Origin of the sequence: Sandarakinorhabdus sp. DWP1-3-1 (assembly GCF_049896705.1) — a bacterium.
Taxonomy (GTDB): Bacteria; Pseudomonadota; Alphaproteobacteria; order Sphingomonadales; family Sphingomonadaceae; genus Sandarakinorhabdus.
Genome location: NZ_JAFCUV010000001.1, coordinates 1,680,594 through 1,690,241 on the forward strand (window position 1 = coordinate 1,680,594; position 9,648 = coordinate 1,690,241).

Annotated in this window: 8 protein-coding genes; all 8 read left to right on the plus strand. The window is 70.1% G+C overall.

Annotated features, from left to right (window positions below; all coding sequences use genetic code 11):
- The first annotated feature begins 93 nt into the window (after nucleotides 1–93).
- The 8 genes from ACP7AI_RS08230 (at nucleotide 94) to ACP7AI_RS08265 (ending at nucleotide 9,648) form a co-directional block, all read left to right on the plus strand.
- Entirely contained in the window at nucleotides 94–933 is an 840-nt protein-coding gene (locus ACP7AI_RS08230) for an SDR family NAD(P)-dependent oxidoreductase (RefSeq protein WP_426165998.1), read from the plus strand.
- A 67-nt stretch (nucleotides 934–1,000) separates the two neighbouring features.
- Nucleotides 1,001–2,221, plus strand: coding sequence for an RsmB/NOP family class I SAM-dependent RNA methyltransferase (locus ACP7AI_RS08235; protein ID WP_426166000.1), 1,221 nt, complete (start codon nucleotides 1,001–1,003; stop codon nucleotides 2,219–2,221).
- Nucleotides 2,218–2,859 carry a YoaK family protein gene (locus ACP7AI_RS08240; RefSeq protein WP_426166003.1) on the plus strand — a complete coding sequence of 214 codons (642 nt, stop codon included), beginning with the start codon at nucleotides 2,218–2,220 and terminating at the stop codon, nucleotides 2,857–2,859. The genes ACP7AI_RS08235 and ACP7AI_RS08240 overlap by 4 nt, the downstream gene beginning before the upstream one ends.
- Before the next feature lie 88 nt (nucleotides 2,860–2,947).
- Nucleotides 2,948–3,619 (plus strand): DUF4142 domain-containing protein, encoded by a 672-nt coding sequence (locus ACP7AI_RS08245; protein ID WP_426166006.1) that lies wholly within the window; start codon nucleotides 2,948–2,950, stop codon nucleotides 3,617–3,619.
- A 133-nt stretch (nucleotides 3,620–3,752) separates the two neighbouring features.
- Nucleotides 3,753–4,412, plus strand: coding sequence for a ribulose-phosphate 3-epimerase (rpe, locus tag ACP7AI_RS08250; protein ID WP_426166009.1), 660 nt, complete (start codon nucleotides 3,753–3,755; stop codon nucleotides 4,410–4,412).
- A gap of 5 nt (nucleotides 4,413–4,417) precedes the next feature.
- Nucleotides 4,418–6,169, plus strand: a complete 1,752-nt coding sequence (locus ACP7AI_RS08255; RefSeq protein WP_426166012.1) for a heparinase II/III family protein — start codon at nucleotides 4,418–4,420, stop codon at nucleotides 6,167–6,169.
- An 8-nt stretch (nucleotides 6,170–6,177) separates the two neighbouring features.
- On the plus strand, nucleotides 6,178–7,767 hold the full coding sequence (gene purH, locus ACP7AI_RS08260; protein ID WP_426166015.1) for a bifunctional phosphoribosylaminoimidazolecarboxamide formyltransferase/IMP cyclohydrolase: 1,590 nt from the start codon (nucleotides 6,178–6,180) through the stop codon (nucleotides 7,765–7,767).
- Between the two features lie 180 nt (nucleotides 7,768–7,947).
- On the plus strand, nucleotides 7,948–9,648 hold the full coding sequence (locus tag ACP7AI_RS08265; protein ID WP_426166018.1) for a ShlB/FhaC/HecB family hemolysin secretion/activation protein: 1,701 nt from the start codon (nucleotides 7,948–7,950) through the stop codon (nucleotides 9,646–9,648).

Sequence of the window (9,648 nt, forward strand, 5' to 3'; positions counted from 1 at the left end):
GGCTTCCGTGCTGGGTTTCCGTTACGCGCGCTTTGACGCTACGAGGCCGCATCTAGGCGCTGGCTGCGCTGTGGAAAAGGGGGCGGCGGCAACATGGCCGGGACATTCGACGACAGGGTGATCGCACTGACCGGCGCCGGCAGCGGCATCGGGCGGGCGCTGGCACTGGGCCTTGCCGACCGCGGCGCCGTGCTGGCGCTGGCCGACAAGGACGGCGAGGGGCTGGCGGAAACGAAGCGCCTGCTCGGCAACCGGCCCGCCAGCATCACCACGCTCGATGTCACCGACACCGCCGCACTCACCGCCTGGGTCGATGGTGCCGCTACCGAATTCGGCCGCCTCGACGGCATCGTCAACAACGCCGGCCTCAGCGTCGTCGCACCCTTTGCCGATTGCCCGCGCGCCGATTTCGACCGGGTCATGGCGGTCAACTTCACCGGCGTCGTCGAGGGCTGCCGCGCCGCGCTGCCGCATTTGCGCAGGCAAGCCACCGACACCGGCGCCGCCTGGCTGGTCAACATCTCCTCGGTGTTCGGGATGATGGGCTATCCGACGCAAAGCGCCTATAACGCCTCCAAATACGCCGTCCGCGGCCTGACCGAGGCGCTGTACCTGGAACTGGGCGTCACTGATCCCGATATCTGCGTCATTCGCGTCCATCCCGGCGGCGTGAAGACCAATGTTGCCCGTAATTCCAAGCGCATCGCCACCCTGCCCGGCCAGCGCACCGATCTCGATTTCGCCGCCGAATTCGAAAAGGCGGCAAAGACGACCCCGGAACAGGCCGCCGCGATCATCATCGCCGGCATGGAACGGCGCCAGCATCGCGTGCTGATCGGCAACGACGCGCGTTTCATCGACTGGATGACCCGGCTGTTCCCGGTTACCTATTTCAGGCGCATCGGCGCATTCCTCGGAGGCAATAATCGCTAGAAAAGACCCCCCGCCCGTCCAAGCAACACAGGGCGTCCCCGCGCGCCGCGGTGCCCTGCGCCTGCTGATGGCCGTGCTCGGCCGCGGCACGCCCCTGGAGCTGGCGCTCGAATCGGCGCTCGACGGCATTCCCATGGCCAATGACCGCGCGCTCGCCCGGCACCTTGCCGCGACGGTGCTGCGCTGGCTGCCCGATCTCGACGCCCTCATCGATTCGGCGACGCCCAAGCCGCTGCCCGACGATGCCCGGGCGCGGCAGGTGTTGCGCATCGCGCTGGCCGGCTGGCTGAAGCTCGGCACGCCGCCGCATGCCGTGGTGTCGACGGCGCTGCCGCTGGTCGAGGGCGGCCCGCGCCGCCTCGTCCACGGCGTGCTCGGCAGCCTCATCCGCCGCCCGGCCGAATTGCCCGAAATCCCGCACCTGCCCGACCTGTTCGCCATCCGCTGGGCGATGGACTGGGGCCCGGAAGCGGCCGAGGCCGCGGCTGCCAGCCTCGCCGATGAACCCGCCACCGACCTGACGCTGCGCGACGGGCGCGAAACCGAACGCTGGGCGGCGGCGCTCGGCGGCGTGTCGCTGCTCCCCGGCCATGTCCGCGTGCCGCGCAGCAAGGACCTGGGTCCGCTGACCGAATGGCCGGGGTTCGCCGAAGGCGCCTGGTGGGTGCAGGACATCGCCGCCTCGCTGCCGGTCCGCCTGCTCGGTGCGCAACCGGGCGAACGCGTCCTCGACCTGTGCGCGGCGCCGGGCGGCAAGACGCTGCAGCTGGCGGCTCTCGGCTGCGACGTCACCGCGGTCGACGTGTCCGACGCGCGGCTGGAGCGGGTGCGCGAGAACCTTGCCCGCACCGGGCTGTCGGCGACGCTCAGTGCCGGCGACGCGCTGCGCTGGGAGCCCGAGGGTCTTTACGACCGCATCCTCCTCGATGCCCCCTGCTCTGCCACCGGCATCTTCCGCCGCCACCCCGACGTGCTGCACCTGAAGGGGGCGCGTGACCTGACGCCGCTGACGTTGTTGCAGGCGGCGCTGCTGCGGCGCGCGGCGAACTGGCTGAAGCCCGGCGGCACGCTGGTCTATGCGACCTGCTCGCTCGACCCGCGCGAAGGCGAGCGCATCGCCGAGCGGGTCGTGGCGACGCTGCCGCGCGTGCCGTTCGAGGCGGCGGAACTGCCGCTGGGCCTGCAGCCGACGGCCGATGGCTGGGTCCGCACGCTGCCCGGCCAGCTGGCGGCCGACGGCGGCATGGACGGGTTCTTCATCGGCCGAATGCGGAAGATTTCCCCGTGACCGAGGACCGGCGGACCCGGCTGTTCGCGGCGACGCTGTCGGCGACGGCGGGGTTCGTCGATGCCGTCGGCTGGCTGACCTCGGGCGGCCTGTTCGTGTCGTTCATGAGCGGCAATGTGACCAAGCTCGGCCTCGGCCTGGCGGGGCACCTCGATAGCGTCGCGCTCGGGGCCGGGCTGATCACGTCGTTCGTCGGCGGCGTCGTCCTGGGCTCGCTGGTCGGGCGGGCGGCGGGACTCCGGCAGCGCGGCGCGGTGCTGTGGCTGGTGACGGCGATGCTCGCCGTGGCGGCGACGCTGCTGGGCAGCGGCATCGTGGTGCCGGCGGTGCTGGTGCTGGCCGCGGCCATGGGCGCCAAGAACACGGTGTTCGCCGCCGATGGCGAGGTCAAGATCGGGCTGACCTACATGACGGGTGCCCTGGTCAGGGTCGGCAAGCGCATCACGACGGCAGTCCATGGCGGTGACCGCTGGGGCTGGGTCGCGCCGATGACCCTGTTCCTCGGCATGTTGATCGGCGCAGCCTTGGGCGCGCTGGCGCACGCGGCGCTGGGCGCAGGCGCCCTGTGGGTGGCGACAGCCGTGATGGTGGCGCTGACGCTTTCGGCAGGCCGACTACTGCCGACGCCGGGGCGATAGCCGGCGCACGGTTTTCGTTACGCTTCGGCCAGGCGGGAACGAAGCCGCGCCGCTGGTGTTGTTCCGGGGAACCAGGAGGACCGACCCCATGACCATCCGATATCTGCTGATTGCCACCACCGCCCTCGCGCTGACGGCGTGCGACAAGAAGACCGACACGACGGTGTCGACGACAACCGCCGAAACCACCGATGCCGCCGGCAATGCCGTCGACAGCACCGGCAATGCGATCTCCAACACCGCCAACGACATCGGCCAGTCGGAGCCGGTCAACGCCGTGCAGGACGCCGTCGGCGGTGTCGTCGGCCAGGCCAGCGCTGCGGCGGCCAACAGCGTCGACGGCTATGTGACCAATGCTGCCATCGGCGACATGTACGAGATCGAAGCGAGCAAGCTTGCCGAACAGAAGGCCACGTCGCCGGCGGTCAAGAAATTTGCTGCCCAGATGATCAAGGACCACACCGCGACGACCGCCGAGGTGAAGAAGATCGTTGCCGATGGCAAGCTGGCGGTGACGCCGCCCGCCGCCCTCGACGCGCGTCGCCAGGGCTTCGTCGACAATCTGAAGGCCGCATCGGCCGCGGATTTCGACAAGGTCTATGTCGACCAGCAGGTTGCCGCTCACAAGGAAGCGCTGACCCTTCATCGCAGCTATGTCGACGACGGCGAAAACGCCGCGCTGAAGGCGTTCGCGACGAAGACCGCGCCCAAGGTCCAGATGCACCTCGACATGGTGCAGAAGATGGACGACGCCACCTGAGGCACGTCATCCGCCTTTAAGAACCTGGATCATGGCGCGTTCCGGCGACGGGACGCGCCATTTTCGCGAGCGCAGTCATTGTCGCGCCGCATCGGTGCTTTCGGCGCCCGGCGACGCCTGCTAGAGGCTCGCCATGCAGGGTCCCGTTCGCATCGCCCCGTCGATTCTTTCGGCGGATTTCGCCCGTCTCGGCGAGGAAGTCCGCGCCATCGCCGCGGCCGGCGCCGACTATGTCCATGTCGATGTGATGGACGGGCATTTCGTGCCGAACATCACCATCGGGCCGATGGTGGTGAAGGCGTTGCGGCCGCACACCACGCTGGTGATGGACGTCCACCTGATGATTTCCCCGGCCGACCCCTATCTCGATGCCTTTGCCGAGGCCGGCGCCGACATCCTGACCGTCCATCCCGAAGCCGGGCCGCACATCCACCGGTCGATCCAGCGCATCAAGGGGCTGGGAAAAAAGGCCGGCGTCTCGCTCAATCCCGGCACGCCGGCCAAGATGCTCGACTATCTGATCGAGGATATCGACCTCGTGCTGGTGATGAGCGTCAACCCGGGCTTTGGCGGCCAGAGCTTCATCACCGCCCAGCTGAAAAAGATCGAGGCGATCCGCAAGATGATCGACAAGACCGGCCGCCAGATCGACCTCCAGGTCGACGGCGGCATCGACGCGCTGACGGCGCCGGCCGCGATCGCCGCCGGCGCCGATGTGCTCGTCGCCGGCACCGCGACCTTCAAGGGCGGCCCGACAGCTTACGCCGCCAACATCGCCGCATTGAGGGGCTGACGCCGGTGGCGCGCACCCCGACCGCGCCCGAGCCGGCCAGCGATGCCGAGATCGGTGACAGCGACGGCCGGCTGCTGCGCGTCGGCGGCGATCGCGGCCTGTCGCTCAGCGAGCGGGTCGCGGCACGGGTGTCGACGTCGCTCTACAAGACGCCGCTGCACCGGCTGCGGCTGCGCGGCCGCTATCCGCTGAAGCTGCTCGGCGTGCCCGAGGATCCGGTGCCTGGCGACGGCGCCATCGGCGAACGCATCCGTGCCGGGCGGCTGATCCACGCCGGACATACGGCGATGACCCGCGACCTGGATTTTCGCGCCGCCGCACCTGCCGCCTGGCGCGACTGGGCCCATGGCTGGGAATGGCTGCGCGACATTGCCGGCCATGCTGCCGACCACAAGGACGGCGCGAAACTGGCGGAGCCGCTGATCGCACGCTGGCTTGCCGATTTCGGTGACTACGACCCCCAGGCCTGGCGCGCCGATGTCACCGGCACGCGGCTACTGTTTGCGCTCGGCCATGCGCCGCTGGTGCTGTCGTCGACGGACCAGGTCTATCGATCATCGGTGCTGTCGGCGCTGGCGACCTGGGCCCGCCACCTCGATCGCGCCGCCTTCCGCTTGCCCGATGGCCTGCCCCGGGCAAGGGCGCTGTGCGGGCTTTATGCCGCCGGGCTGCTGATCCCGGGCGGGGAGGCGCGGGCCGCCGCCGCGCTGGCGGCGCTCGATCGCCTGCTGGCGGTGCTGGTGCTGCCCGATGGCGGCATTGCCACCCGCGCGCCGGTCGATGCGCTGGCGCTGGCGGAGCTGCTGCTGTTCACCGCCGGCACCGGGCCGGCCCTCGGCCTGCGCCCGCCGCCGCTGTTCGCCGACACGCTGGCACGGCTGGTGCCGAGCCTGCGCGGGCTCGTCCTCGGCGATGCGATGATCGGCGCCTGGCACGGCGGCGCCGCCATCCCCGCGGTGCCGCTCGAGCGCCTCGCCAAGCGCACCGCGACCGGCACGGCGCTGGCCAGGGCCGGACGCTGGTCGGGCTATTACCGGCTGTCGGCGGGCAAGACCGTGCTCGTCATCGACGCCGGGCCGCCGCCGCTCGCCCGCGTCGCCGCCGGCGGCCATGCCGGCACGCTGGCGTTCGAACTGAGCGACGGCGCCGATCGCGTCATCACCAATTGCGGCGGCGAACGCGGGCTGGCGACGCCGCTGCCAGGCCCGCTGGCTGCCGGCCTGCGCACGACCGCCGCACATTCGACGCTGACCATTGCCGACACCAACAGCACCCGCATCCGCGACGATGGCGCACTCGGCCTGGGTGTCGAGGAAGTCACCGTGCAGTCGCGCAGCAGCGAACAGGGCCAATGGCTGGAGGCCAGTCACGACGGCTATGCCAAGCGCTTCGGGCTGCTCGTGCGCCGCCGGCTGTTCCTGTCGCCCGATGGCCAGGACCTGCGCGGCGAGGATGTCATCGAGCCCGCGGCCAAGTCACCTCTGAAGCGCCGTCCGGAACGCGATTTCGACATCCGTTTCCACCTCGGCCCCGGCGTCGCCGCCACCCCGACCGCCGACGGCGCCGGCGCGCTATTGAAGCTGCCGCAGGGCCGCGTCTGGGGCATGAAAGCGCGCGGTGGCACCGTTTCCATCGAACCATCGCTGTGGATCGACCCCGCCGGCACCCTCCACAAGACCCAGCAACTCGTCATCACCGGCCGCACCGACAAGGCAGATGCCAGCATTGGCTGGAGCTTCAAGCGCGCCGGGAAATAAGGACCAACATGCCCGATCTCGTTCCCATCACCCGCGCGCTCATCTCGGTCAGCGACAAGTCCGGCATCGTCGAGCTTGCGGCCGCGCTTGCCGCCCGCGGCATCGCGCTGGTCTCCACCGGCGGCACGGCGAAGGCGCTGCGCGAGGCCGGCCTCACCGTCAGCGATGTCAGCGACCTGACCGGATTTCCCGAGATGATGGACGGCCGCGTCAAGACGCTCCACCCCAAGGTCCACGGCGGCCTGCTGGCGGACCGCGACCTGGCCGATCACCGCGCGGCGATGGCGGCGCACGACATCCTGCCGATCGACCTCGCCATCATCAACCTCTACCCCTTTGCCGCCACCGTCGCGAAGGGCGCAGGCCGGGACGATATCATCGAGAATATCGACATCGGCGGCCCGGCGATGGTGCGGTCGTCGGCCAAGAACCACGCCCATGTCGCCATCGTCACCGCGCCCGACCAATATGCCGCGCTGCTGGCGGCGCTCGAAGCCAACGCCGGCGCCACGGATCTCGCGCTGCGCCGCAAGCTCGCCGCCGCCGCCTTTGCCCATACCGCCGCCTATGATGCCGCCGTTGCCAGCTGGTTCGCCTTTGCCGACCAGGGCGAGCAGTTCCCGCCGCTGCTGCCACTGGCGCTGACCCGGCAAGACACGCTGCGCTATGGCGAGAACCCGCATCAGCAGGCAGCGCTTTATGTGCCGCAAACCGGTGCCCGCGGTGTCGCCGCCGCCCGCCAGGTGCAGGGCAAGGAGCTGAGCTACAACAACCTCAACGACGCCGATGGGGCACTGGAGCTGATCGCCGAATTCCGCGACGCCGGCCCGGCCTGCGCCATCATCAAGCACGCCAACCCTTGCGGCGTCGCCACCGGCGCGACCCTGGCGGAGGCGTACACGGCCGCGTTCGACTGCGACCCGGTCTCGGCCTTCGGCGGCATCATCGCGGTCAACCAGGCCCTCGATGGCCCGACCGCGGAGGCCATCGCCGGCATCTTTACCGAAGTCGTCATCGCGCCGGATGCCGATGCCGATGCCCAGGCCGTGTTCGCCGCGAAGAAGAACCTGCGCCTGCTGCTGACCGGCGCCCTGCCCGATCCGCGCCGGCCGGGGCTGGCGCTGCGCCAGATCGGCGGCGGCATGCTCGTCCAGTCTCGCGACAATGGCGCCGTCACCCGCGCCGACTGCAAGGTGGTGACGCAGCGCCAGCCGACCGAGGCCGAATGGGCCGACATGCTGTTCGCCTGGACCGTGGCGCGCCACGTCAAGTCGAACGCCATCGTCTATGCCAAGGGCGGCAGCACCGCCGGCATCGGCGCCGGCCAGATGAGCCGGCTCGACAGCTCGCGCATCGCCGCGCTGAAGGCGAAGGACGCCGCTGCCGCGGCGCACTGGCCGCAGCCGCGCACCATCGGCTCGGCGGTCGCGTCGGACGCCTTCTTCCCGTTCGCCGACGGGCTGATCGCCGCGGCCGAGGCCGGCGCGACGGCGATCATCCAGCCGGGCGGCTCGATCCGCGACGCCGAAGTCATCGCGGCGGCAGACGAGCGCGGGCTGACGATGGTCTATACCGGGATGCGCCACTTCAGGCACTAGACCGCCCCCGCAACGGCTTTTGCTTGACGCCGACGCTCCGGCGGACGAACATGTACGGAAACGTAAGAAACGCGGGTCGACCATCGTAGATTAACGGGCAGCGGGGGGCCGGGCGTGGGGGTCAGTGTGCGGTCGTTTGGGGGCATTGCGGCCGCCATATTGGCGCTTAATTCGGCCACCATGGCGCTCGGCCAGGCCGCGCCGCCTCCCACGCCGCCGCCGGTACCGGTCGCGCCGACGCTCCAGCAGCTGCAGCCCCAGGCGGCCCCGCCCGCAACCCCCAATGTCAGCGTCGATTCGAGCCGGGCGATCACCGCGCCAGCCTGCCCGCTCAGCACCTCCGACCTGCGCGTCAGCATCGATCGCGTGCGCTATGTGCCGCTGGGCCGCGATGCCGTCGCCCCTGCGATCAAGACCATCCTCGACGGCGTCTCGCTGCCGGTAAAGGGGGACCAGCCGATCAGCGGCGTCTGCGGCATCCGTGATGCCGCCAATGCCGCGCTGCGCCGTGCCGGCTATGTCGCGTCGGTGCAGATCCCGCCGCAGGAGGTCACCAACGGCGAGCTGACGCTGGCGGTGATCGTCGCCCGCATCACCGAAGTCCGCGTCCGCGGCGAGGCCGGCTCGCACCGCCCCGGCCTCGCCAGGCGGATCACCGAGCTTCAGGCGCTCGATCCCGTCAATGAACGCGATATCGAGCGGCTGCTGCTGCTTGCCGGCGACGTGCCCGGCCTCGATGTCCAGCTGGCGCTGCGGCCGGCCGGCACCGCGCCCGGCGATGTCATCGGCGACCTCAACATCGTCGCCCAGAAATTCGCCGTGTTCGGCAACATCCAGAACTATGGCTCGGTCCAGCTCGGCCGCGAAACCGCCTATGCCCGTGTCGAAACCTATGGCCTGCTGACCAGCAGCGACCTGCTGTACGTCGCCGGGTCGACGACGCTCGACTTCAAGGAACAGTTCGTCGCCCAGGCCGGCTATTCGACCTGGCTCGACAAGTCGGGCACCACGCTGGGCGGCCGCTTCGTCTACGCCTGGTCGCGGCCGACGCTCGACCAGCTCGACCTGCGCTCGCAATCGATCATCGCCGGCATCGACCTGTCGCGGCCCCTCATCCGCAGCGTCCGCCGCAACCTTGGCGTCACCGGCGGCTTCGAACTGCTCGAACAGCGCACCCGCGTCTTTGGCGGCCCCACGTCGTCACCGCTCAACCGCGACAAGCTCCGCATCGTCTATGCCCGCATCGACGGCAGCCTGCGCACGCCGCGGCCCGGCGCCGACGACCGCTTCTTCCTCCACGCCGGCCTGGAGCTGCGCAAGGGGCTGAACATCCTGTCGGCATCTAAGGCGGGGGCCGGCGCCGACGCCGACGGCTATACGCTGTCGCGCTTCGACGGCGATCCCCAGGCCTTTGTCGTCCGCGGCGAACTCGATGCCAATATCGGGCTGGGACCGATCTTCAGCCTGGCCGGCACCGCGCGCGGCCAGTGGGCGAACCACGCGCTCCTCAATCTCGAGGAATACTCGATCGGCAACCTGACCATCGGCCGGGGCTATGACCCCGGCTCCAATTCGGGCGACCGCATCATCGGCCTGCGCGGCGAGGCGCGGGCCCGGCTGCCGCTGGGCCTGCCGGTGGCGATCACCGCGCTCGGCTTCTTCGATGCCGTCTGGCTCTACAACCTCGACAACAACACCCTGGAGGACAGCCGGCGGCTGACGTCGTGGGGCGGCGGCATCGAAGCCGCGCTGCCCGGCCGAATGGTCTTCCAGATGCTTTATGCCAAGCCGCGCGACAAGGCGCTGTCGATCGACAAGGCGCCGCCGCCGGGACGACTGCTCGTTTCGCTCACGACGAAGTTCAGCCCCAATGCACGCTGA